Source organism: Streptomyces sp. DSM 40750, assembly GCF_024612035.1.
Classification (GTDB): domain Bacteria; phylum Actinomycetota; class Actinomycetes; order Streptomycetales; family Streptomycetaceae; genus Streptomyces.
On the sequence record NZ_CP102513.1, the window covers coordinates 3788050 to 3810629 of the forward strand.

Here is a 22580-nt window from a genome sequence, read left to right on the forward strand (position 1 = left end):
GTTGACCATCGCAGTCGAGCCGGCGCCCGCCCCTTACGTTGGACTACACCTGCTTCCCCGGTTCGCGACTGCTCCGAAGAGGGCGGCGATGAGCGGCGGCGCCCAGGCCGAGGAGCATGGCCATGAGGACTGGTGGGTGGCCGACGAGTGCGCCGGCCCCGTTTCCGGCTTGACACAAGACCGGACGGTGGACCGATGGATCCGCCAGGCGATTCATGTGGCTGCAGAAACAGAACAACCGTGAGGAACTGGGTCGGTTTGCCTGGTCGGTCGCAGCCATCCCTTACCGCGTCGGCCATGTCCTGTCAGACGGGAAGGGATCGCTACTTCCAGTCGGTGCAGGTGGCGGGAAGGCCATGGATGCCCTGGCATGCCCGATACCTGATGAACTTGTCGTTGATGTAGCGCGGAACGGCAATGGTGTCGTGCCAGTAGCCGGTTCTGTCCAGGCGCCGACGGCAACTGGAAGCTGTGGTGCCATCGGTCCAGTTGAGGACCAGCCAGATCTCGGTGTCGCCACGGTCGACACTGGTCCACCCTGCGGCCCAGTAGTAGGTCGTGCCCTGGCGGTTGGCGCGGATCATCTCGAACCCGCCCAGAAGCTTGTCGCCCTCACGCAGTTCGCGTGGATCGACAGCTTCGGAGAGTCCCCAGTCCCTGTCGCCGTACTGGACCGGCCACGCGGGATGGGAGGGGCCTTTCTCTTCCGTGCAGTCTGCGGAGAAGCGGGCGTCGGCCTCTGGGGGCCCTGCGAGCGGTGAGGAGGCGCCCGGTGTTCTGGAGGGAGCGGGAAGGCGGGAGGGTGCTGTGCCCTCGTCGGCAGATGCTTCCGGCGCAGGGGTGGTGCGATCGGTGGGCTTTGGGGTGACCGATCCGCTGGGGGACGCGGAGACGTCCGGCTCCGAAGGGCTGGCAGAGATTCCGCTGCCGCCCGTCGGCATGGCCGTGGATGCGGTCGGCGAGCCGGCGGGGCCGTCGGCTGCTGTGGTGGACGCCAGGACCAGGAGGGCCGCGAGTGCGGTGCCGATGAGCAGTGTGCGCTTGCGCACCGGCAACGCGAGTGCGCGCGGAGCCTGCACGATCATCGTGATGGTCCCGCTGTTGGCGATTGCGTTGGGCGCGCTTGCGATGGGGTCGCCGGTGTCGGACGCTTGCGCCGAATGCGCTGCCACACGGTCGGCGGCGTCGGCGGCATCCGGGGGAGGTCCCTGGCAGCCGGCATTGGCGGTCCCGCCGTCCTCCGCACGGGCGTTTCCGGTGACCCGGGCGACGACCGACGGTGTCGGCGGATCGTCTCGGGAACCAGACGCATGAGCACCCGAGCCGGGCCGGTCTCGGCGTTTCGGATCCATGACGGAACGGCTCCCTCTGGACAGTTGGGCAGGTCGGGTCAGTGGGTGTACTTGACCCCGGTGTTGGCGCTGCTGCCGGTGCCGTCCGCGCTGGCGGACCCGGTACTGTCTGCCAGCGCCGAGCCGCTTTCCGCACCCGCGGGCCTCTCCACGCCGGAGGTGGCGTCGCCGCCGGCGGTGGCCGTGGCCGCACCGGTGTTGCGGGCCTCATCACTCGGGCCCGGGGCGGGCGGCGCGGGAGTGGCTGCTGACCGCTGGAGCAGTGCCCAGAGCAGGGTCGCGATGCCTGTGGCGGCCTGGACCGAGGCGCCGGCCAACTGGCCTGTGTCCGGACTGTCCAGTAGCCAGACCACGGGAGTCGACACGACGCCGGCCACAGCAGCCGCAATGAGCGCAGTTTTCCATTTCTGCGACACAGCCCCCACCCACTCTTACTCACTGGCACTCAACATGCCGTCAGCCCACGGCAGTCGCGTGGCCTACCTCACCGGTAGTGAGAACGCATATGCGCGGCCCTCGGTTACGGCCGGTCTTCACCTTTCGGAGGAAGCGACCTCCAAGCGCCCACCCTGCGCCAGTCGGGATGGGGAGACAGCGGGCCGATTCCCTCGTCCCGGTGTCAGGGAAGCCGGTCTCGGGCACGCTTGCGGGGCAGTGGATGAAGGGGAAGGGGTCCGATGCGCACGGGGATATGGAAGGGCGCCGCCCTGGGCGTGGCTGCGGTCGTGGTCGCGATGCTGCTGTCCGGCTGTGGCGGGGACGGGGACAGTGAGGAGGAGCGCACGGACAGGGCCCTGAAGGCGATCCTCAAGGAGTACGGACCCCGCTTCGAGCAACGGCGTGCCGCTCTCGCCGCCGCCGCTTCGCGTCTGCCCAAAGACAGCCCTGGCAAGAACTCGTGCGACAGGGAGTTGGACCCGCAGCCGGACTTCCAGCACTTCGATCACAAGAGCCTCGTCCTGGACAGCTACAACAGCCCCGGCCAGGGAGGCAACGTCGACATCGCGTCGGCGAGCGAGGCCCATACCCCGGAGCGGATCGCGGACGACCCCGGCTGGAAGCTGGGCAGGTTCGCCGTGGCGCCGGGGTGGCTCATCCGCGGCATGTGGATCACAGGTCCACAGGGTCCGCTGGGCACCAACCACTTCGAGGTGACCAGCCGTTACGGCCACGAGCCGTACAAGGGCGTCGAAAAGGACTCCGCCAGGCGACTCAGGAAAATCCTCGACGTCGGACTGCACAAGCGCTACGCCGCCCTGTTCCGCGTCACTACCTACCGCGAACCCGGACGCCCCGGGGACGAAGCGGCCGTCGTGAAGGCGGACGTCTTCCTCGCCGACCTGGAGATGGGCGACATCCCCTGCCGGCTCACAGCGACCGGCGATCCACTCTTCGTAAAGGACTACTGGTATTCGACCACGCCCTACGAAGACATGCAGACATCGCTCCAATCGGACATCAGCAGCAAACTAGCGGCCATGACTCGCGGTTGACCCCGGCTCACCGCCACGATCAGCGTTCCGCCGGCTCGGCCCTTCCCCGCCATTGCCATCGGCGCGGCATCGTCTGCCCGCAGCAGATGTGCGGGCTCGAGACCGGACGCCGAATCGGCCGAACCCTCCTCGGGGATCGATTCACTGAATCCCGCGCCAGACGGCAACAGTACTCATTGGGGTACGTCGTTTTCTGGTTTCTCCTTTGCTAACGCCCCGCTGGCACGATCTGCCGATGACGGAGAAAGAAGCTCTCCGGCGTTCGGCGGATGTACCGAAAGTGCCTCAGCATACGAATAACTGGCGTCAAGGAGACGAATGTGATGCAGAAGATGTTCGCGAAAGAGGACCCCGGGTGGACGCCCTGGTTGACGCCACGATCACCAACATCGCCCTGCCCGCCGTCCAGACCGACCTGGGTGTCACCGACGCGAACCTGGCATGGATCGTCAACTCCTACGCGCTGGCCTTCGGCGGGCTGATGCTGCTCGGCGGCAAGGCCGGTGACCTCTTCGGCCGACGGCGCACATTCCAGGCGGGCATCGCCGTCTTCACGCTCGCCTCCCTGCTGGGCGAACTCGCCCCGAACGAGGGCCTGTTGATCGGCGCCCGTATCCTCCAGGGCGTCGGCGCGGCATTCGCCGCGCCCAACGCGCTGGCCCTGATCACCACCACCTTCCCGGCCGGCAAGTCGCGCGACACGGCCATGGGCGTGTACGCGGCCATGGGCGGCGTCGGCGCCACGGTCGGCCTGCTGCTGGGCGGCGTACTGACCGACGCGCTCGACTGGCGCTGGGTGTTCTTCATCAACATCCCCATCGGCCTGGCCGTCCTCGCCGGCACCCGCACCCTCGTCGAAGCCGAACGCCACCCCGGCCGCCTGGATGTCCCCGGCGCGATCACCGGCACCGGCGGACTCATCGCCCTCGTCTACGGCATCACGCGGGGGCGGCGAGCACGGCTGGACAGGCGGCCTGGCGCTGACCTCCTTCTCGACGGCCGCCGTACTGCTGACGGTGTTCCTGGTCATCCAGCGGCGCGCCGCGGACCCGATGATGCCGCTGCGGCTGTTCAAGGACCGCAACCGCTCCGGCAGTTACGCCACGATGCTGTTCGTCGGTTCGGGCATGTTCGCCATGTTCTACTTCCTGACGCTCTACATGCAGCTGATCCTCGGCTACAGCGCGGTCAAGACCGGCTTCGCCTTTCTTCCCTTCAGCGTCGGCATGGGTGCCGCCGCGGGCATCAGCTCCAAGCTGATCGCCCGTCTGGCGCCCCGGCTGGCCGCCGGACCGGGCCTGCTGGTCGCGGCGGGCGGCATGTTCTGGTTCGCCACCCTTGAGCCCGGCTCGTCGTATGCCGGACATCTGATGCCCGCGATGTTCGTCACCGCTCTCGGGCTCGGCATGAGCTTCGTCCCGATGACGCTCGGCGCGGTCAGCGGCGTCGACCACCAGGACACCGGCATGGCCTCGGCGCGGCAAGCGAGCAGACCACTGGGCGGCGCATCTCACAACAGCCACATGACGCCGGTCCTGGTCTATTGACTTTGTCGAGTGATAAAGTCTGCCGAACGGATGCTCGCGGCACTCCCTGCCGTTTCGTGCGGCCACCCCTGCTCGCAGGGGCAATTGGCGCGGATCCCTTCGCGAAAGGACCCCAGCTCATGCGTGTGCTCATAAACGAACCGGTCGAGAGAATGAACGGGCCCTACGCCCGGCGCTGGTGGGCTCTGCTCGTGCTCTGTCTGAGCCTGCTGATGATCGTGATGGCCAACACCGCCCTCACGGTCGCGGCTCCCTCCATGACCCAGGACCTCGGCCTGTCCAGCACGGACCTGCAGTGGGTGATTGACGGCTACACCATCCCTTACGCCGCCCTGATGCTGCTGTTCGCCGCGGTCGGCGACAAGTACAGCCGACGCGGCGCGCTCGTTCTCGGGCTCGCCCTGTTCGGCGGCGGAGCGATCTGGGGTTCACTCGTCGACAGTGCGACCGGGGTCATCGCGGCCCGTGCGGTGATGGGTGTCGGTGCGGCGCTCATCATGCCCGCCACGCTCTCCCTCCTCGCCGCGACCTTCCCGCGCGCCGAGCGGACCAAGGCGATCACCTTGTGGGCGGGCACCGCCGGTTTCGCCATCGCCGCCGGACCGCTGATCGCGGGCATGCTGTTGGAGAGCTCCAGCTGGCAGTCCACCTTCCTGATCAACGTTCCCGTGATCGCCCTCGCCATCGTCGGCGCCTTCGTCCTGGTACCGCCGTCCAAGGCCACGCACGCACCGCGGATCGACTACGTCGGGGGGCTGCTGTCGGTGGTGTGGATCGCCGCGCTGGTCTTCACGCTCATCGAGGCCCCGCACGGCTGGGACGCCAAGGCGGTCACGGGCACGGTCATCGGGGGCGTGGGGCTCGTGGCGTTCGTCCTCTGGGAGCTGCACCACCCGCACCCCCTCCTCGACCCGCGCCGCTTCGCGGACCGCGCGTTCACGGGTGCCAACATCGCCGTCGTACTGTTCCTCCTCGCGGTCTTCGGTGCCTTCTACTACCTCACCCAGCACCTCCAGTTCGTCCTGCGGTACGACGCGTTGGAGACCGGCATACGCATGCTGCCGCTCGCCGGCGCGGTCTTCGCCGGCTCCGCGCTGACCGGCTACCTCACCCCGCGCATCGGCGGGAAAGCGACGATCGTCGCGGGCATGGTCGGCGGCACGACGGCACTCGCGCTGCTCACCCAGGTCGACAAGTCGTCGTCGTACGGCGATTTCGTGGCACCCCTCATCGCACTCGGGCTCGCGATCGGCCTGGCGCTCTCGCCCTGCACGGACGCGATCATGGGTGCGTTCCCCGAGGAGGAGCTGGGCGTGGGCAGCGCGGTCAACGACACCTCGCAGGAACTGGGCGGGGCGATCGGCATCGCCATACTCGGTTCGCTGCTGTCGACCTCGTACTCGTCGAACCTGTCGGACGCAACCGCCGGCAGCAAGCTCCCGGCCGGCGCGCTGAACCAGGCGCAGGACTCGGTCGCCGCCGGGTACGGGGTCGCCGAGGGCATCGGCGACCAGGCACGGCAGCTCGCCGAACAAGCAGCGCGGGCGACCGACCCCCAGCAGGCCGCGCAGCTACGAGAGCAGGCCGACCAACTCACCTACGGCGCCCACCAGATGGCGGAAGCGGTCGGCTCGTCCTTCGCGGACGCGGTGGCTCACACCAGCCTGGTGGGCGCGGCGATCCTGGGAGTGGGGGCGGTGTCCGTGGCCCTCCTGCTTCCGGGCAAGGGCCGTGGTGCGGAAGCAGGGGCGGAGAGCAACACCAAGGCTGGAGCGGGGATCAAGGCCTCGGTCGCTCAGGAGAAGGAGCCCGAGTTCACTCGCTCGAATCCGTGATCCCCCGTCATGTTCCTCGCGGTCCCGCCAGAGGGCCGGTCGAGCTCGGTCAGAACGCCGGGACGGCCACGAGACTCAGCTGACCACGTGCCAGCGCCACAACGGCGGCGATGAAGGCTTGCAGGCAAGTTGCCTCAGCCTCTTCGTCGGGATGGGTCAGGCGCTGCATGACGAGCCCGTCGAAACCGGAGAGGAAGAACCGCGCGACTGTTTCCGCGGGCTGGGCCAAGGGTTGACCTGTGCGCTCGGCCGCCTGCGTCACGAGCCTCGCCGTCACTTCGACCACGCCACGATAGTGGCTCTCAAGGGCTTCGTTGAGCGCGGGCGTGCGGAGTGCGAACATGCTCAGTTCCGAGAGGAGGAGGTGGTGGCCCGGTTTCTCGCGCACCGTGCTCCAGAGGGCTGAGGCCAATGTGCCGACCGTCTCCTCGAATCCGGCATCCTCCGGAACGGCCTGCTCGACCTGCGCCAGCAGCTCCGCCGTCAGCTGTTCCATGACGGCGCGGTAGAGCCCCTCCTTCGTGCCGAACGTGTAGTGCACGGTGGCTTGAGCGACGCCGAGTTCGGCGGCGATGGCTCGTGTGCTTCCGGCCGAGACTCCTTCTCTCGTCATGAGGTCGATGGCTGCTTTGATCAGTTGAGGACGGCGCTCGGCCGCTGGGACATGAGCCATGGGCTCATTTTACCGACTTAGTCTCACGAGCAAGTCGATTGAACAAGCGGCTGCTGGTTCCCGCTCGTGGGCGGGGCCGCCGTCCCCGCGGCCGGTCCCGTCTTCCCTTCACCCAGGGCACATGTCGTCCACGCCATTGAGAGTGGGCGGCAGCCCACACGCACGAGCCTGGCGAGAACGGGGGTCGGCCTGTTTTCGCGCCTTCTCAGGCGGCGGGCACATGCTGGGGCTGTCGCCCTCCGGGCTGCGTCGCGCCGGCCGCATCTCTGCGCCGGCGGTCGAGTTCGAAGTGGCCCAGCTCGTCGATCGAACTGCCCCGGCGCGCCCGCTTTGGACGGTAAGGCGACCTGGTGTGCCGTGAGCTGTCCGCTGCGCAGCACATGGCGATCACTTGGGAGGCGCCGTCGTAGTCCCCGGCGGGCGTCTGGGCCTGGTGTGACTCCTGGCGGTGGGATTGGTCGTGGTGGGGCTCAGGCGTGTGGTCCTGCGCCGTGCAGGAGTGTGTCGATGACGAGTGCGGCCAGCGCGTCGTGATCCTGTGCGGCCGGGTCCTGGTCGGTGCCGGGCCTGTCGAGGGCTTCGCTCAGGAGCGCGTAGTACACCTGCCGCGTCCAGTCCAGGTCCGCGTCCGGGGCGAGGATTCCCTCGCTCCGCGCCCGGGTCATGAGTTCGACGGTGTACCGGTCGATGTCGGCCCAGAGGGCGGCCGCGGTCTCGCTGTGGGGCGTGGTGTGGCTGAGGGTGAAGCGCCAGGTGCTCTTGACCCGCAGGACGTTCGCAGTCACGCGGTACAGGGCCACGAGCGCGGGAGCGGAGTCGGGCCGGGCCTCCCCGATGGCGTCGAGGAGCTGCTGCTTCGCGGAGACGGCGAGCGCCTCCAGCAGCGCCTGCCGGTTCGCGAACCGGCGATGCACCGTGATCCTGGTCAGCCCCGCCGCCTCGGCGATCTGCTCCATAGAGGCACCGGCATCCTCGGCGAGAACCCGCTCGGCCGCCTCCAAAATCGCACGCACACTGCGCTCGGCATCTGCCCGCAGCGGTCGGCCCATGCCGGTCTCCCTGTCTCGTTCGTTTTTCCGTCCCCCGTAGAGGATACGTGAACGCTACGGGTATCCCGATAACTGATGCGCCTATGCCGCGCATGCTCCTCTATCTGATACGTCGATGATACGTATCAGAGATCGCGCCACACCGCCCGACCACCGACCACCGACCACCGACCACCGACCACTGACCACCCAACGACGCCGCCGGTCAACGCTTTCGCCGTCCACGCCGAACGCCGACTCGACGCGTACGTCGTGAAAGACGTCGGAAGTCGGGACGGCATCGGCCAGCGCGGCCCACGACGTCTGCGCACGACAGCAGCTTCGAGAGCGGACCGCTTCGCCCTGGCGGATGACGCGGTCGGGCGCCCGGGATGACTCCCGACGACATGATTGGTCCCTAGCTTCTGGGCATGTCGATCATGCGGGAGTTCCTTCGCCGCCCCCGGCTCACCGGCGTCGTCACTCCCAGCTCCCCCACCCTCGCGCAGTCCATGGCCTCCGGCCCGCATCCGAGCGGGAGGTCGCCGGACCCGTCGGGGCCTGCAGATGCGTACGGCGGCCGGCCCGGTTCGACGATGTCGCCGGGTCAGGAATAGCCCCACTCCCGCGCGCCCCGCAGGACATCCGTACGCCGAGCGCACGACAGGTTCAACGCGCCGGGGAGACCCCCGGCCCTACTCAAGGAATTGGCATGTCCTCAAACAATCGACGCACCCGGATCTCCCGGCGGACCGCGATAGCACTGGCCGGCATGTCGGTCGTCGCGGCTGTCGCCGCCACGGCACCGAGCATGGCCAGTGCCGTGAGCGGCAGCTCCAGCGGCACTCGACACTCGGCCACCCGGACGCAGAACGCGGAGAGCGCCAGCACCGCCCCCAACCTGCGGGTCAGGGCCACCAACGGCGTCACCTACCAGTACCGCCGCTTCGGCCACCCCGGCGCCGGCAGCGTGCCCCTGGTCTTCTTCCAGCACTTCCGCGGCAACCTTGACGCCTGGGACCCCAAGCTCATCGACACCATCGCCGCCAAGCGCGAGGTCATCCTCGTGGACAACGTCGGTGTCGGCGGCTCCACCGGCACCACCGCCAGCACCGTCCAGCAGACGGCCCTGGACGCCATCGACTTCATCGACGCCCTCAAGCTGCCCCGCTACGACGTGTTCGGCTTCTCCCTCGGCGGCGAGGTCGCCCAGGAGGTCGCCCTGCGCCGCCCCTGGCAGGTCCGCCGCGTCGTCCTGGCCGGCACCGGCCCCCAGGGCGGAGTGGACCAGCGCGCAACCGACCCCGACATCCTGCAGCGGACCCTGAAGGACAACCCCGGCCCCGAGGACTACCTCTTTCTGTTCTTCAAGGACACCGCCACCAGCCAGGCCGCGGGGAAGGAGTTCCTCCAGCGCCTCGGACAGCGCACCACCGACCACGACGCCCCCTCCAGCCTCGCCACCCGCGACCGCCAGCTCACCGCGTGGTCCGAGTGGGGCATCCCGGACAAGTCCAAGCTGGTCCGCCTGAAGGCCCTCTTCCAGCCGGTCCTGGTCGCCGACGGCGAGAGCGACATGCTGATGCCCGCCAAGAACTCCCACCTGCTGGCCAAGCACCTCCCCAACGCCCAACTGCACATCTACCCGGACGCCGGCCACGGCTTCCTCTACCAGTACGCCGTCAAGTTCGGCACCGAGGTGAACGCCTTCCTCGACCGCTGACAACACCTCGCCACGAGACGGTCGCCGGACCGGCAGGAACGGCGACCGCCGACCGGCAGCCCACGCCCGATACCCCGCCGGAGCCGAACCCGGCGGGGTATCGCCGTGTAACTGGGCGCCGCCTGCCTCAGCCCGCAGTGGTTGGCACCCTGACCCTCCGTAGCGGATACGGGAACGCTACGGATATCCCTTTAATTGATGCTCCGATGTTGCGCCTGACTTAGAAGCTGATACATTGATGAAACCGATTGAGGGTGTTGCGGCGACATCGGCGGGCCTCGGTACGACCGTCATCCGCGTCCGACACCGCGATCCCCTCACCCCGCGCAAGACGAAGCAGTCCATGAGTCAGGAGCCCACAATGGCGACAACACGTCCGGTAGCCCTCGTGACGGGTGCGTCCTCCGGCATCGGAAAGTCAGCCGCTCTCGCGCTGGCCGCAGCCGGTTACGAGGTGGTCGGCACGAGCCGCAACACCGCGCACGTCACCCCTGTGAAGGGCGTGACATTCCTCGACCTCGATGTCAGCAGTGACGGGTCGGTGACGACCGCGGTCGGAGAGGTGATCGACCGGTTCGGGCGGATCGACGTCCTGGTCAACAACGCCGGCGTCGGCTCGGCGGGCGCGGCCGAGGAGTCCTCCGCCGCCCAGGCCCAGCACCTGTTCGACATCAACGTCTTCGGCGTCATCCGTATGACGAACGCCGTGCTGCCCCACATGCGCGCGGCGGGCAGCGGACGAATCATCAACATCTCCTCCATCGTCGGGTTCATGCCGCAGCCCTACATGGCCGTCTACGCCGCCTCCAAGCACGCCGTCGAGGGCTACTCCGAGTCCGCCGACCACGAGCTCCGCGAACACGGCATACGGGTCCTGCTCGTCGAGCCCGCCTGGACCAACACCGCGTTCGACGCCGCCAGCGTCCGCCCCGACCAGCCCCTGGACATCTACGCGGGCCAGCGGCACATCTTCGAGGAGTACATGGCCGGCGCGGTCAAGGACGGCGACGACCCCGCCGTCGTCGCCAAGGAGATCGTCGCGGCGGCGACCGACGCCAAGCCCAAGGTGCGCTACACCGCCGGTGCCATGACCGGGCGCGTCCGCACCATGCGCCGCATCGTCCCCACCCGCGTGTTCGACCAGCAGCTCCGCAAGATGAACCGGCTGCCCGCCTGACACCCGCGCCCTCACTTCCCTCCACGAGGCACAGCAACGAGAAAGCGACGCTCGTCATGACTACCTATCTGGCAGACGCGGCCGAGGACCTCACCGCAGACGGTCCCTCCGCGACGTTCACCTACCGGCGCATCGGCCCGCGGGGCGGCATTCCACTGGTCCTGCTCAACCGGGTCCGAGGCACCCTCGACTGGTGGGACCCCGAGCTCCTGGACCACCTGGCCGCCGCCCATGACGTGATCGTGTTCGACAACGTCGGCACCGGCTACACCACCGGCACCCCACGTGACTCCGTCGAGGGTCTCGCCGACGGCACCGTCGAGTTCATCGAGGCCCTCGGCCTGCCGCAGGTCGACCTGCTCGGCTGGACGCTGGGCGGCACCGTCGCCCAGCACATCGCCCGCACCCGACCCGACCTGGTCCGCAAGCTGGTCGTGGCGGCCGCCAACCCCGGCGGCACGGTGCCCGGCGCTCCCGACCCGGACCCCAAGGTGCGGGCCACCATGACCAAGCCCGAGGTCACCGGGGACGACCTGGTGTTCCTGTTCTTCCCCGGGACGGACACCGGACGCGCCGCCGGGTACGAGCACCTCGCCAGGGTGGCCACCCGGCTGGCCACCGGCGTCCCCGGCGTGTCCGAGGCGGCGGCCACGGGTCAGATCGCCGCGATCGGCAAGGACGCGGCGATCCCCTTCGACCAGGTGCGGGCCGACCTGGAGTCCATCAAGCAGCCCGTCCTGTACGCGACCGGCATGAAGGACGCGATGATCCCCGCCCTGGCCGCCTACACCGCCGTCCAGCACCTGACCGACGCCACCCTCGTGGTCTACGGCGACGCCGGCCACGCCTTCCTCTTCCAGCACGCCAAGGACTTCGCCGCCCAGGTGACGGCCTTCCTTGCCGACTGACCGCTCACCCGGACGCCGGAGCCACGGCAGTCCGAGCGCCTGCCCGACCTAGGAGATACATCGTGCAGTCGACCAGCGCGCCGGCGCGCCGGGAGGTGACGCCGCTGGAGTTGTTCTTCGACCTGGTCTACGTCTTCGCGATCGGCCGGCTGTCGCATCAACTGCTGGCGCACCCGACGTGGACGGGCGCGGCCCAGACGCTCGTGCTCTACCTCGCGGTCTACGCGGCGTGGGCGTACACCACATGGGCGGTCACCCTCGTCCCGGCCGAGGATCCGCGGACCCGTCGGATGCTGCTGACGGTCATGCTCCTGGGACTGTTCATGAACGCCGCGATCCCGCGTGCCTTCGGCGATGCCGGATGGGTCTTCGTCGTCACCTTCCTGCTGATTCACCTCGGCCGGACGGTGTGGCTGCTGAGGGTGGGTCTCGACCGGCGTGATCAGGAGCATTGGCGCCGTGTCCTGGTCTGGTTCGCCGCGGCCGCCCCCTTCTGGCTGACCGGCGCGGCGGCCGACGGCGACGCGCGGCTGGTGTGGTGGGCCGCGGCGACCCTGATCGAGTTGGCGGGCACGTGGACGGCGCATCCCCTGCCCGGCCGCAGGCTGGACTCCCGGCAGGTCACCTTCGCCGGCGGCCACCTGCTGGAACGCGGCCGACTGTTCATGATCATCGCGTTCGGTGAGACGATCCTGACCACCGGCACCGCCCTCACCACGGCGCCGTACGCGCCGATGACCCTGCTGACCGCCGGCGTGGCGCTCACCGGCACGGTCGCGTTGTTCTGGCTGTTCTTCAGCCGCTCCGAGCACATCGTGCGCCACTACGAGCAGACCGAGGACCCCATACGGGCGGGCCGCAGCGGCGTCTACAGCCTCATGGTCTCCGTCGCCGGGATGATCGCCGCCGCCGCGGGCGACGAGCGTGTCATCGCGCACCCGGCCCATCACGCCGGCATCACCACGAACCTGCTGCTGTTCGGCGGGCCTGCCCTCTTCATCGGGGCGCAGACGTGGCACGGCAGGACCCTGTTCGACGACCTGCCCAAGGCGCGGCTGGTCGCGCTGTCCGCTCTGATCCTCGGATGCGCGGTCACGCCGACGGCCCCGGCCTACGTGGCGGCGGTCGTCGCGGCCGCGATCGTCGTCACGCTGGCGGCGTTCGAAGATCGCCGCCCGTCCGGCGATACCGCTGCGAAGCCGATCTCCTCGCGCCGCCCACGTCCCTGACCTACGGCACTACTGCGGCCGACCCGCGATCCCGGCCCGGAACAACGACAGGCCGTTCGGGTGAGACGCGAGTGCGCCTTCCCGATCTGCCGCGTTCGCCATATCCGTCAATCACCCAGGAGCTGTCCATGGACTTCTTCACCAGCGATGGCCTCGGCACCGGTGCCGGCCGACGTCCGGGCCGGGACCTCACCGCCCGGTTCCTCCACGAAGGAGGGACGCCATGGCGGAGGCCGGTGTGTTGATCTGTGACGCCCAGGAGTTGATGCGCGTCGGCCTGCGCATGGTGGTGGACAGCCAGTCGGACCTCACGGTCGTCGGCGAAGCCGGGGACGGCGAGGAAGCCGTGGCACAGGCACTCGCCCTGCGCCCGGACCTCGTTCTCATGGCCGTGCGGCTGCCGGGCCTCGACGGCATCTCGGCCACCGCACAGGTACGCGCCGCACTGCCCCGGACACAGGTGCTGGTCATCACCGCCTGCGACCGCGACGAGTACGCCTACGCGGCGCTTCGCGCCGGAGCCGGCGGCTTCCTTGTCAAGGACACGCCGGCCGCCGAGATGCTTGTCGCCATCCGTGGCGTGCTGCGCGGCGACGCGGTGATCGCCCCCTCGGTGACCCGGCGGCTGATCGACCGGTATGTCACGGACGCCATCGCTCCCCTCACCGACAAACGCCTCGACGTACTGACCGACCGCGAGCGTGAGGTGTTGGGTCTGGTCGCCCGTGGGCTGAACAACACGGAGATCGCCGGGAAGCTGTTCCTCGGCGAGACCACGGTCAAGACCCACGTGGCCCGGATCCTCAGCAAGCTGCGTCTCCGCGACCGGATACAGGCCGTCGTCGTGGCCTACGAGAGCGGACTGGTTCGTCCTGGCGGATGACCCCGTCGGGCGCTCGGGATGGTTTCCGACGACACGACGGATCCCTAGCTTCTGAACATGTCGATCATGCGCGAGTTCCTCCGCAGCCCCCGACTCACCGGCGCCATCGCGCCCAGCTCCGCCACACTCGCCCAGGCCATGACCGCCGGACTGGACCTTCACCGCGCCGACCTCGTGGTGGAGTTGGGGTCCGGCACCGGCGCGATCACCGGAACGATCCTGCGGCAGTTGGCTCCGAACGCGCGGCTGATCGCGGTCGAGCTCAACCCGGCCTTCGCCCGCCGGCTCACGGACCGGTACGCCGATGACAGTTCCGTCGAGGTGGTCCAGGGCAGCGCCGAGGACCTGGCGACGTTCGTCCCCCACCCGGTCGACGTCATCGTGTCCGGTCTGCCGTGGACCGTCATGCCGCATGAACGGCAGCGCCGGATCCTCGACGCGGCCGCCGGCGTACTGAGTCCGAGCGGCGGGTTCAGCACCTTCGCGTACATGCACGCCGCGTGGACACCCCCGGCCCGCCGGTTCGCCACCGAGCTGACCGGGCGGTTCTCCACGGTGGAGCGCGGCCGGGTGGTGTGGCCGAACCTCCCGCCGGCGTACGTGCACCGCGCGGTCGCACCGGTCCACAGGAAGTCGGCGGAGCCGGCCCACGGAAGGTAGCGCCCGCAGCCACTGAGCAGCCCGTTCTCGACGCCACCGGCATGCCCCGGAGCGACGCTCGCACACCTTCCTCTTCCCGCACGCACACCCCTCAGCACTGGAGCACAGCATGACTCAGCACAGCATGTTCAAGATCGAGACCGTGGCGCCGAAGATCCGCAAGGTCACCTTCTCGAATCCGCCGGTGAACGTCGTCGGCGCGGACACCGTCGTCCAACTGCTCGACATCGTTGACGAGTTGAGCCAGGACGGGCGGGTTCAGGTCGTCGTCTTCGACAGCGGCACGCCCGGATACTTCTACAACCACGCCGATCTCGCCCAGGTGCCCGACCTTCTGGCGCTGAACAACGCGGACGGGACCCCGACGTGGGTCGAGCTCGTCACCCGCCTGAGCAACGCCCCGTTCATCAGCATCGCCTCCATCCGCGGGCGCACGCGGGGCGGAGGGGACGAGATCACCCTGGCCTTCGACCTGCGGTATGCCAGCCGTGAGGAAGCGGTCTTCTGCCAGCCCGAGGTCGCGATCGGCATCGTCCCCGGCGGTGGCGGCAGCGACCGGCTCGCCCGACTGCTGGGGCGGGACCGCGCGCTCGAAGCGGTCCTCACCGGCCACGACTACGACGCCGAGCGCGCCGAGCAGTACGGATGGGTGACCCGGGCCGTCCCCGACGCCGAACTCGACGACTTCGTGGGCGGCGTGGCAGCGCGCATCGCGTCCTTCGACAGGGCGTCCGTCCTCGGCGCCAAGGCACAGATCAACCGGTCGACCCTGCCGCCGGTGGCAGACCTGCGCGCGTCCTGGGCGGACTTCACGGAGTCGGTCACATGGACGGGATTCCAGGCCCGCATCCCGCGACTCGGCAAGCTCATCGCCGAGATCGGCGTCGAGGAGATCGAGCGGAACCTGGGCGACTACCTCGGCATCGCGAACCAGCAGGCATAGCCCACAGCCCGCTCACGAAGACGCCGCGCACATGGTGCAACTGCGGCCCGGCACCACGCAGATGACAGCACGTCACTCGTGCTCGCCCGCAGCGCACCTCCGACGAGTGCGTCCCGAATCCGCTTCCCGCACATCCTCGCGAAACGAGGAAGGACCTCCATGACCAGGGACCATGTCCCCTCCTCCGGCACCTCCGCGTCGGCTGCGGACCGACTGCCGGGCGGCAGGGGCGGCCACCGGGCGGGAACAGGCAGGGGAACTGCCTTACGACGCGGGGAACTTCTGACGCTGATGGCGATGTGCCTGGGCGTGATGATGACGTTCCTGCTCGTCACCGCCACGATCTCGGCACTGTCGGCGATCCAGGACGATCTGCACGTCGGCCCGAGCGCGCTGATCTGGATTCCCAGCGCGTACACGCTGGTCGTGGCCGCTCTGGTGCTGTCGGCCGGCACGCTGGGCAATCTCCTGGGCCGCAAGCGGATGTTCTGCGTCGGCGTGGTGATCATGATCGCGGGAGGCGTGCTGGCCGCGACCGCCGACACCACTGCCACGGTGATCGTCGCGCAGCTGGTCTCCGGTCTCGGCGGCGCGCTCATCCTGCCCAACAGTCTGGCCCTCTTGGGCGCGGCCTTCACCGATCCGCAGCGGCGGACCGAGGTGATCACCGTGTGGGCGGCGTCGTCGGGCATCGGCCTGGCCGTCGGCCCGCTGCTCGCCGGTGTCCTGCTCGACCACTTCAGCTGGCACGCGGTGTTCGTGTCGAACACCGTCCTGGGTGTGATCACGCTGCTGGTCGCGGTCCCGTTCGCCGCGGAGTCCCTGGCCCCCGACGGCCGCCTGGACGTGGCCGGCGCACTGCTGGGCACCCTCACCATCGCGAGTCTGGTCTACGCCCTGATCCAGGGCGGCCAGGACGGGTACACCGCCGGTCCCGTCCTCGCCGCCTGGGGCGCGGCCGCGGTCGGCGCGGTGGTGTTCGTCGCCGTGGAGCTGCGGGTGGCGGCGCCGATGCTCGACGTCCGGCTGTTCGCCTCACGCTCGTTCAGTGCCGTGATGGTCATCGCCGCGGTGTCACTGTTCGGCTTCACCGGCGTGGCCGTCCTCGTGGTGATGTTCTACAACAACGTCCAGCACCTGACCGCCCTGGACACCAGCTGGCGCATGCTGCCCCTGTTCGGCGTCTACGTCGTCTCGGCTTTCCTCACCGGCAGAGTGATCCGGCGTACCGGCTTCAAGGCACCGCTGACGGTCGGTCTGCTGCTCGGCGCCCTCGCCGTTCTCGGCCTGACCACGGTCGGCGAGGACACCCCCTACCACCGGGTCTGGCCGCTGTTCGCCCTGTTCGGCGCCGCATCCGGCCTGGTCATCGCGCCCAGCACAGCCGCCGCGCTGGTCAGCGTCTCCCCTGAACGCGCGGGCATGGCCTCCGGCGCCGTCAACACCGCCCGGCAGGTCGGCGCGGTCATGGGCACAGCGCTGCTCGGCTCGCTGCTCGCCGGCCGCGTCACCTCGGACCTGCCCCGGCAACTCGCCGCGCACGGCGTGCCCGCCGCCGCCCGCGCACCCGTCGAGCAAGCAGTCGCCTCCGGAACGACCAGCACCGCCGCGCCGGCCGGCGCGGTGCGCGCGGCGATCGCGGACGCCTTCGCCTCCGGCGTACACGCAGGCCTGGCCGTCACCGCGGCCGTCTTCCTCGCCGCCGCCGTGGTGGCCCTGACCGCCGTACACAACCGCCCCCATCAGAACGGAACGCGCATGCCCGCCCCCACGACCACTCCCATCACCTCATGAGCACGCAGCCCACACCCCAGCACCGGGCCTACACCTGGCAGGATCCCCGCCCGACCGCCGAGGCCATCGGGCAGATGGGCGGCCTGGAGGTGTTGCGGGGAATCGGCGAGGGAACGCTCCCGACCCCGCCGGCCATGGGCACCCTCGCCATCGAGCCCCTCGAGGTCGAACCGGGTCGCACCGTCTTCGAGCTGACCCCCGCGGGATGGCACTACAACGCGCTCGGCACCGTCCACGGCGGCGTCCTCGCGGCCCTCGCCGACAACGCCCTGGGCGCCTCCGTCTTCACCCGCCTCCCCGCCGGAACCGGCTACACCACGCAGGGCCTCAACATCGCCTTCCTGCGGCCGGTCACCGTCGACACCGGCCGCATCCGCTGCGAGGGCACCGCTGTCCATGTCGGCCGCCGTACCGCCTATGCCACCGCCACCGTCACCGACCTCGCCGGTCGGCTGCTCGCCCACGCCACGACCACTTGCCTGATCTTCCCGGCCGACGGCCGACAGCCCGCTCGCAGCAGTCACCACGCTGCCCACGGCACCGGCCCGACCGCCTGACCTCCCCCGGACCGGCAGCCAGACACGGCACCCGCCCCAATCCGACCAGTACTCCGTCCCCTCATTCATCACCTGCACCAAAGCATCAGGAGCTTTCTCATGGACCTCTCCGCCAGCACCGTCCTCGTCACCGGAGCCAACCGGGGCCTCGGCCGCGCACTCACCGCCGAACTGCTCAGCCGCGGCGCGACTGTCTACGCCGGTGCCCGCAACCCCGACCAGGTCGACCTGCCCGGTGCCACGCCGATCGCGCTCGACATCACCGACTCCGCCTCCATCGCGGCCGCCGCCAAGGCCACGGGTGACGTCACCGTCCTGATCAACAACGCCGGCATATCCGTCGGCGGCAACCTGCTCGCCGGCGACCCGGACGGCATCCGCCGAGACATGGACACCAACTTCTACGGCACCCTCTCGGTGGTCCGGGCCATCGCACCGCAGATCGCGGCCAACGGCGGTGGCGCGATCCTGAACGTCCTGTCCGTCCTGTCCTGGTTCACCTTCCCGGATCTCGGCGCCTACTGCGCCGCCAAGTCCGCCCAGTGGTCGCTCACCAACGCCCTGCGCGTCCAGCTCGCCGACCAGGGCATCCGGGTGGCCGGACTGCACGTCGGCGGCATGGACACCGACATGTCCCGGGAGCTCGACGGGCCCAAGACCGCCCCCGCCGATGTCGCCCGCCTCGCCGCCGACGGCCTCGCCGACGGCGCCTACGAGATCGTCGTCGACGACATCAGCCGCCAGGTGCAGGGCGGGTTGGCCGGAGGCGTCGCCGCGCTGTACCCGCGGCTGCCCTGACCGACAGCCGACCCGCACGCCGATGAGTGAGACCACCGATCCCTCCGCCCAGACCGTCGCCGAACGAAGAGAGTGGCCATGTCCACCGAACTTCCCGAGTACCGCCCACCCTCCGAAGGGCAGCCGTCGCCCCCGTCCCGACGAACGTTCATCGCCACGACGACCGCCGTCGGTGGCGCCGTAATGGCGGGCGGCCTGGCTGCGGGTGCCTCTCTGTCCGGTGCCGAGGAGGCGTCCGCCTCCGAAGCTCCACCCAGCGGTCGTGTCTCGCTGACCGTGAACGGTGAGCGGCGCATCGCCGTGATCGACAACCGGACCTCGCTGCTGGACCTGGTGCGTGAACAGCTCGGCCTGCCCGGCACGAAGAAGGGCTGCAACGCCGGTGCCTGCGGGGCCTGCACGGTCCTGGTCGACGGACGGCGGGTCAACTCCTGCCTGACGCTGGCGGTGCGCCTGGACGGCGCCGAGGTCACCACCATCGAGGGCCTGGCCGACGGCGACCAACTGCACCCGCTACAACAGGCGTTCGTCGACCAGGACGCCTTCCAGTGCGGGTTCTGCACGCCGGGTCAGATCATGTCCGGCGTCGGCTGCATCGAGGAGGGCCACACGGACTCCGCCGAGGAGATCCGGGAGTGGATGAGCGGCAACATCTGCCGCTGCGGCTGCTACGTGAAGATCGTGCGGGCGGTCGAGCAGACCGCCCGCGGGAAGTGAGGCCCGGCCACCATGTATCCCTTCTCCTTCACGAAGGCCGCAGACACCCGGAGCGCACTCGCGGCCGGGCAGCGCGGCGGGCGCTACATAGCCGGCGGCACCACCCTGGTCGACCTGATGCGCGAGACCGTCGAACGCCCCGAGACGCTGGTGGACATCAGCGCGCTGCCTCTGCGCAAGGTCACGGTCACCGAGCGCGGGGGCCTGCGCATCGGCGCCCTGGTCCGGATGGCCGAGGCCGCCGCCCACCCCAAGGTCCGCACCACCTACCCGGTCGTCTCCGAGGCGCTGGAGCTGAGCGCGTCGGCCCAGTTGCGGAACATGGCCACCATCGGCGGCAACATCATGCAGCGCACCCGGTGCACGTACTTCCGCGACGTGACGGCCGCCTGCAACAAGCGCGAGCCCGCCAGCGGGTGCGCGGCGCTCGAAGGCTTCAACCGCACCCACGCGATCCTCGGCACCTCCGACGACTGCGTGGCCACGCACCCCTCCGACGTCGCCGTGGCCTTCGCCGCGCTGGAGGCGAGGGTGCACCTGCTGGGCCCGGACGGGGAGCGCAGTGTCGCCTTCGCGGACTTCCTGCTGCGACCCGGCAGTACTCCGAACCGTGAACAGGCACTCCGCAAGGGTGAGTTGATCACGGCGGTGGAGATCCCGGCCTTTCCACGTCCGCTGAAGTCGGGCTACCTGAAGGTCCGCGACCGCCAGTCCTACGAGTTCGCCCTCACCTCCGCGGCCGTCGCCCTGCACATCCGCGGCGGGGTGATCCGGGAGGCGAAGGTGGCCGCCGGTGGTGTGGGCACCGTGCCGTGGAAGCTGCCCGCCGTGGAGCGGCACCTGATCGGCGAGCGCCCCACGAAAGCCCTGTGGACGGCCGCTGCGGAGCGAGCGGCGGAGGGAGCCCGCCCGTTGGAGCACAACCGTTTCAAGCCCGAGCTCCTGAAACGCACCGTCGAGCGGCAGCTGCGCATCGTAGGAGGCACCGCATGAGTCCGCAGCCGCAGGCAGCTGTCGGCGCCCCGCTCTCCCGGGTGGACGGCCGGCTGAAGGTCACCGGCCAGGCGAAGTACGCCGTCGACCACGACATCGACGGAGCCGTGCACGCGGTCGTCGTCGACAGCGGCATCGGCCGGGGCCGCATCACCGGCATCGACACCCGCGCCGCCCTCGCCCACTCCGGCGTCCTGAAGGTGATCAGCCACCTCAACGCGCCCACACTGCCCTACCAGCGCAACCCGCTCCCCGTCGCTCCGCCCGGCGAGCGGCTGCACGTCTTCCAGGACGACAAGGTCCTCTTCCACGGTCAGCCGGTCGCCGTCGTCGTGGCCACCACACTGGAGGCCGCCCAGCACGGCGCCAGTCTGGTGAAGGTGACCTACTACGCCGAGCAGCCGTCGACCGACATGGCCGACGCACCGGCAGGCGAGCCCCAGAAGTACGCGCGGGGCGACGCGGCAAAGGCGCTGGACTCGGCCGCCGTACGCATGGAGATGACCTACCACCTCGCCCGCAACAACCACAACGCGATGGAGCCGCACGCCACCACCGCCCGCTGGGACGGCGACAAGCTCACCGTGTGGGACAAGACCCAGTGGGTGTTCGGCACCCAGATAGAACTCGCCGTGGTGTTCGGGGTCGCGCCGGAGTCGGTGCGCGTCATCTCGCCGTTCGTCGGCGGCGGCTTCGGCAGCGGGCTCCGGGCCTGGCCGCACGTCACCATCGCGGCGCTCGCCGCCCGCGAGACGAAGCGTCCCGTCAAACTCGCCCTGACCCGCAAACAGCTGTACTTCGGAACGGGCTTCCGGCCCACGTACGCATACGGGGTGCACCTGGGCAGCGACCGGCGCGGCCGCCTGACCGCGATGGCTCACGACGTGCGCGCCGAGACGTCGAGCTACGAGACGTTCATGGAGTCCGTGCTGATCCCGGGGCAGATGCTGTACAGCATGCCCAACGTGAGCCAGGAGTACCGGACGGTACCGCTGGACGTGCACACCCCGTTGTTCATGCGCGGCCCGGGATACACCACCGCCTCGTACGCCATCGAGTCGGCGATGGACGAACTCGCCCACGAGCTGGGCATCGACCCGATCGAGCTGCGCCTGCGCAACGAACCCGAGGCGGACGAGTCCAGCGGCCTGCCGTTCTCCACCCGCAAGCTGCGCGAGTGCTACACCGTCGGCGCCCGCGAGTTCGGATGGAACCGCCGCAACCCGAAACCGCGCTCCACCCGGGACGGCGACTGGCTGATCGGCATCGGCATGGCCACCGGCGTCTACGACACCGCCCGCAACGACGCCCAGGCGTCGGTCAGGCTGAACGCCGACGGTACCGCGCTGGTCCAGTCCGCGGCCAGCGACATGGGCCCGGGCACCTACACCTCCAACACACAACTCGCCGCGGACGCCCTCGGCCTGACGATGGGCAAGGTGACGTTCCGTCTCGGCGACTCCCTCATGCCGCCCGCCCCGCCGCACGGCGGCTCCTGGACCATGGCCAGCGTCGGATCGGCCGTCCAGGACGGCTGCGACAAGCTGCGGAAGCAAGCCATCAAGCTCGCCGTCGAGGACGAAAAGTCGCCGCTGCACGGCGTCGACCCCGACACCATCGTGGTCCGCGCCGGCCGACTGCACGTGAAGCACAACCCCACACGCGGCGAGACCTACCGGCAACTCCTGACCCGCAACAAACGTACCCACCTCGAAGCGATGGGCTCCTTCACCCGGCCCACAGGACCGGAACGGCACTCCCTGTTCGCCTACGGCGCGGTCTTCGCCGAGGTCGCCGTCGACGACTGCCTGGGTCTGGTCCGGGTCCGGCGCATGCTCGGCGTCTACGACGCGGGCCGCGTCATCAGCCCCAAACTCGCCGACAGCCAGGCCCTCGGCGGCATGGTCGGCGGCATCGGCCAGGCCCTGCTTGAACACACGGTCACCGACCACCGCGACGGCCGCATCGTCAACGCCGACCTCGCCAACTACCTCGTCCCCGTCAACGCCGACGTCCCCGACCTGAAGGCCATCTACCTCGACGGCGACGACCGCGAGGCCGACCCCATCGGCGTCAAGGGCCTGGGCGAGATCGTCCAGGTCGGCGTGGCACCCGCCATCGCCAACGCCGTCTTCCACGCCACCGGCCGCCGCGTCCGCGAACTGCCCATCACCGCGGAAGCCCTGCTCTGAACACCAGGGTGCCCCTGGGCACCCCTCCGACCGTCCGGCGGCAGGTGAGCGGCCCACCGCCGGACACCAGGGCCGCCG

Annotated in this window: 20 protein-coding genes and 1 pseudogene; 17 read left to right on the forward strand and 4 right to left on the reverse strand. The window is 69.7% G+C overall.

Going from position 1 to position 22580, the window contains the following annotated elements:
* Nucleotides 1–323 precede the first annotated feature (323 nt).
* Nucleotides 324–1352: a hypothetical protein gene (locus JIX55_RS16975; protein ID WP_257564169.1), complete on the reverse strand. Its 1029-nt coding sequence runs from the start codon at nucleotides 1350–1352 to the stop codon at nucleotides 324–326.
* Between the two features lie 38 nt (nucleotides 1353–1390).
* The gene (locus JIX55_RS16980) at nucleotides 1391–1717 is read right to left on the reverse strand and encodes a hypothetical protein (protein ID WP_306820011.1); all 327 of its coding nucleotides are present in this window, start codon (nucleotides 1715–1717) and stop codon (nucleotides 1391–1393) included.
* Nucleotides 1718–2029: 312 nt separating this feature from the next.
* Here JIX55_RS16980 and JIX55_RS16985 point away from each other — a divergent pair, with 312 nt between their 5' ends.
* From JIX55_RS16985 to JIX55_RS17000, 4 genes and pseudogenes are all read left to right on the forward strand, one after another.
* The gene (locus JIX55_RS16985; protein ID WP_257564171.1) at nucleotides 2030–2845 is read left to right on the forward strand and encodes an EpsI family protein; all 816 of its coding nucleotides are present in this window, start codon (nucleotides 2030–2032) and stop codon (nucleotides 2843–2845) included.
* Nucleotides 2846–3080: 235 nt separating this feature from the next.
* A pseudogene (locus JIX55_RS16990) lies at nucleotides 3081–3638 on the forward strand (MFS transporter); the annotation flags it as partial.
* Nucleotides 3639–3729: 91 nt separating this feature from the next.
* Nucleotides 3730–4392 (forward strand): MFS transporter, encoded by a 663-nt coding sequence (locus JIX55_RS16995; protein WP_257564172.1) that lies wholly within the window; start codon nucleotides 3730–3732, stop codon nucleotides 4390–4392.
* 119 nt (nucleotides 4393–4511) lie between these two features.
* Nucleotides 4512–6227 carry an MFS transporter gene (locus JIX55_RS17000; protein ID WP_257564173.1) on the forward strand — a complete coding sequence of 572 codons (1716 nt, stop codon included), beginning with the start codon at nucleotides 4512–4514 and terminating at the stop codon, nucleotides 6225–6227.
* Nucleotides 6228–6276: 49 nt separating this feature from the next.
* Here JIX55_RS17000 and JIX55_RS17005 read toward each other — a convergent pair whose 3' ends face one another.
* Together JIX55_RS17005 and JIX55_RS17010 are read right to left on the reverse strand one after the other, a co-directional pair.
* Nucleotides 6277–6900: a TetR/AcrR family transcriptional regulator gene (locus JIX55_RS17005; RefSeq protein ID WP_257564174.1), complete on the reverse strand. Its 624-nt coding sequence runs from the start codon at nucleotides 6898–6900 to the stop codon at nucleotides 6277–6279.
* Between the two features lie 470 nt (nucleotides 6901–7370).
* The gene (locus tag JIX55_RS17010; RefSeq protein ID WP_257564175.1) at nucleotides 7371–7949 is read right to left on the reverse strand and encodes a TetR/AcrR family transcriptional regulator; all 579 of its coding nucleotides are present in this window, start codon (nucleotides 7947–7949) and stop codon (nucleotides 7371–7373) included.
* Between the two features lie 691 nt (nucleotides 7950–8640).
* Here JIX55_RS17010 and JIX55_RS17015 point away from each other — a divergent pair.
* The 13 genes from JIX55_RS17015 to JIX55_RS17075 all read left to right on the forward strand — a co-directional run bounded on the left by JIX55_RS17015 (nucleotide 8641) and on the right by JIX55_RS17075 (nucleotide 22502).
* A complete protein-coding gene (locus JIX55_RS17015; protein WP_257564176.1) occupies nucleotides 8641–9651 on the forward strand; it encodes an alpha/beta fold hydrolase in 1011 nt (336 codons plus the stop codon).
* Nucleotides 9652–10012: 361 nt separating this feature from the next.
* Nucleotides 10013–10828: an oxidoreductase gene (locus tag JIX55_RS17020; protein ID WP_257564177.1), complete on the forward strand. Its 816-nt coding sequence runs from the start codon at nucleotides 10013–10015 to the stop codon at nucleotides 10826–10828.
* 56 nt (nucleotides 10829–10884) lie between these two features.
* Nucleotides 10885–11736 carry an alpha/beta fold hydrolase gene (locus JIX55_RS17025; RefSeq protein ID WP_257564178.1) on the forward strand — a complete coding sequence of 284 codons (852 nt, stop codon included), beginning with the start codon at nucleotides 10885–10887 and terminating at the stop codon, nucleotides 11734–11736.
* A gap of 62 nt (nucleotides 11737–11798) precedes the next feature.
* Nucleotides 11799–12965: a low temperature requirement protein A gene (locus JIX55_RS17030; RefSeq protein ID WP_257564179.1), complete on the forward strand. Its 1167-nt coding sequence runs from the start codon at nucleotides 11799–11801 to the stop codon at nucleotides 12963–12965.
* A 223-nt stretch (nucleotides 12966–13188) separates the two neighbouring features.
* On the forward strand, nucleotides 13189–13848 hold the full coding sequence (locus JIX55_RS17035) for a response regulator (protein ID WP_257564180.1): 660 nt from the start codon (nucleotides 13189–13191) through the stop codon (nucleotides 13846–13848).
* A gap of 57 nt (nucleotides 13849–13905) precedes the next feature.
* Complete coding sequence (locus JIX55_RS17040; RefSeq protein WP_257564181.1) at nucleotides 13906–14508, forward strand: class I SAM-dependent methyltransferase; 603 nt, start codon at nucleotides 13906–13908, stop codon at nucleotides 14506–14508.
* Between the two features lie 109 nt (nucleotides 14509–14617).
* Entirely contained in the window at nucleotides 14618–15451 is an 834-nt protein-coding gene (locus JIX55_RS17045; RefSeq protein WP_257564182.1) for an enoyl-CoA hydratase/isomerase family protein, read from the forward strand.
* 159 nt (nucleotides 15452–15610) lie between these two features.
* A complete protein-coding gene (locus JIX55_RS17050; RefSeq protein ID WP_257564183.1) occupies nucleotides 15611–17245 on the forward strand; it encodes an MFS transporter in 1635 nt (544 codons plus the stop codon).
* Nucleotides 17242–17802 carry a PaaI family thioesterase gene (locus tag JIX55_RS17055; protein WP_257564184.1) on the forward strand — a complete coding sequence of 187 codons (561 nt, stop codon included), beginning with the start codon at nucleotides 17242–17244 and terminating at the stop codon, nucleotides 17800–17802. The genes JIX55_RS17050 and JIX55_RS17055 overlap by 4 nt, the downstream gene beginning before the upstream one ends.
* Nucleotides 17803–17901: 99 nt before the next feature.
* Nucleotides 17902–18600, forward strand: coding sequence for an SDR family oxidoreductase (locus tag JIX55_RS17060; protein ID WP_257564185.1), 699 nt, complete (start codon nucleotides 17902–17904; stop codon nucleotides 18598–18600).
* Nucleotides 18601–18678: 78 nt separating this feature from the next.
* A complete protein-coding gene (locus JIX55_RS17065; protein ID WP_257564186.1) occupies nucleotides 18679–19317 on the forward strand; it encodes a (2Fe-2S)-binding protein in 639 nt (212 codons plus the stop codon).
* A gap of 12 nt (nucleotides 19318–19329) precedes the next feature.
* Entirely contained in the window at nucleotides 19330–20310 is a 981-nt protein-coding gene (locus JIX55_RS17070) for an FAD binding domain-containing protein (RefSeq protein ID WP_257564187.1), read from the forward strand.
* A complete protein-coding gene (locus JIX55_RS17075) occupies nucleotides 20307–22502 on the forward strand; it encodes a xanthine dehydrogenase family protein molybdopterin-binding subunit (RefSeq protein ID WP_257564188.1) in 2196 nt (731 codons plus the stop codon). The genes JIX55_RS17070 and JIX55_RS17075 overlap by 4 nt, the downstream gene beginning before the upstream one ends.
* Nucleotides 22503–22580 lie beyond the last annotated feature (78 nt).

What these genes read in the sequence shown, in the direction of transcription:
- JIX55_RS17025 (WP_257564178.1), top strand. Translation starts at nt 10,885, where the DNA reads ATGACTACCTATCTGGCAGACGCGGCCGAGGACCTCACCGCAGACGGT.
- JIX55_RS17065 (WP_257564186.1), top strand. Translation starts at nt 18,679, where the DNA reads ATGTCCACCGAACTTCCCGAGTACCGCCCACCCTCCGAAGGGCAGCCG.
- JIX55_RS17050 (WP_257564183.1), top strand. Translation starts at nt 15,611, where the DNA reads ATGACCAGGGACCATGTCCCCTCCTCCGGCACCTCCGCGTCGGCTGCG.
- JIX55_RS17075 (WP_257564188.1), top strand. Translation starts at nt 20,307, where the DNA reads ATGAGTCCGCAGCCGCAGGCAGCTGTCGGCGCCCCGCTCTCCCGGGTG.
- JIX55_RS16995 (WP_257564172.1), top strand. Translation starts at nt 3,730, where the DNA reads ATGTCCCCGGCGCGATCACCGGCACCGGCGGACTCATCGCCCTCGTCT.
- JIX55_RS17000 (WP_257564173.1), top strand. Translation starts at nt 4,512, where the DNA reads ATGCGTGTGCTCATAAACGAACCGGTCGAGAGAATGAACGGGCCCTAC.
- JIX55_RS16985 (WP_257564171.1), top strand. Translation starts at nt 2,030, where the DNA reads ATGCGCACGGGGATATGGAAGGGCGCCGCCCTGGGCGTGGCTGCGGTC.
- JIX55_RS17070 (WP_257564187.1), top strand. Translation starts at nt 19,330, where the DNA reads ATGTATCCCTTCTCCTTCACGAAGGCCGCAGACACCCGGAGCGCACTC.
- JIX55_RS17010 (WP_257564175.1), bottom strand. Translation starts at nt 7,949, where the DNA reads ATGGGCCGACCGCTGCGGGCAGATGCCGAGCGCAGTGTGCGTGCGATT.
- JIX55_RS17040 (WP_257564181.1), top strand. Translation starts at nt 13,906, where the DNA reads ATGTCGATCATGCGCGAGTTCCTCCGCAGCCCCCGACTCACCGGCGCC.
- JIX55_RS17020 (WP_257564177.1), top strand. Translation starts at nt 10,013, where the DNA reads ATGGCGACAACACGTCCGGTAGCCCTCGTGACGGGTGCGTCCTCCGGC.
- JIX55_RS17035 (WP_257564180.1), top strand. Translation starts at nt 13,189, where the DNA reads ATGGCGGAGGCCGGTGTGTTGATCTGTGACGCCCAGGAGTTGATGCGC.
- JIX55_RS17015 (WP_257564176.1), top strand. Translation starts at nt 8,641, where the DNA reads ATGTCCTCAAACAATCGACGCACCCGGATCTCCCGGCGGACCGCGATA.
- JIX55_RS17060 (WP_257564185.1), top strand. Translation starts at nt 17,902, where the DNA reads ATGGACCTCTCCGCCAGCACCGTCCTCGTCACCGGAGCCAACCGGGGC.
- JIX55_RS17045 (WP_257564182.1), top strand. Translation starts at nt 14,618, where the DNA reads ATGACTCAGCACAGCATGTTCAAGATCGAGACCGTGGCGCCGAAGATC.
- JIX55_RS17055 (WP_257564184.1), top strand. Translation starts at nt 17,242, where the DNA reads ATGAGCACGCAGCCCACACCCCAGCACCGGGCCTACACCTGGCAGGAT.
- JIX55_RS17005 (WP_257564174.1), bottom strand. Translation starts at nt 6,900, where the DNA reads ATGGCTCATGTCCCAGCGGCCGAGCGCCGTCCTCAACTGATCAAAGCA.
- JIX55_RS16975 (WP_257564169.1), bottom strand. Translation starts at nt 1,352, where the DNA reads ATGGATCCGAAACGCCGAGACCGGCCCGGCTCGGGTGCTCATGCGTCT.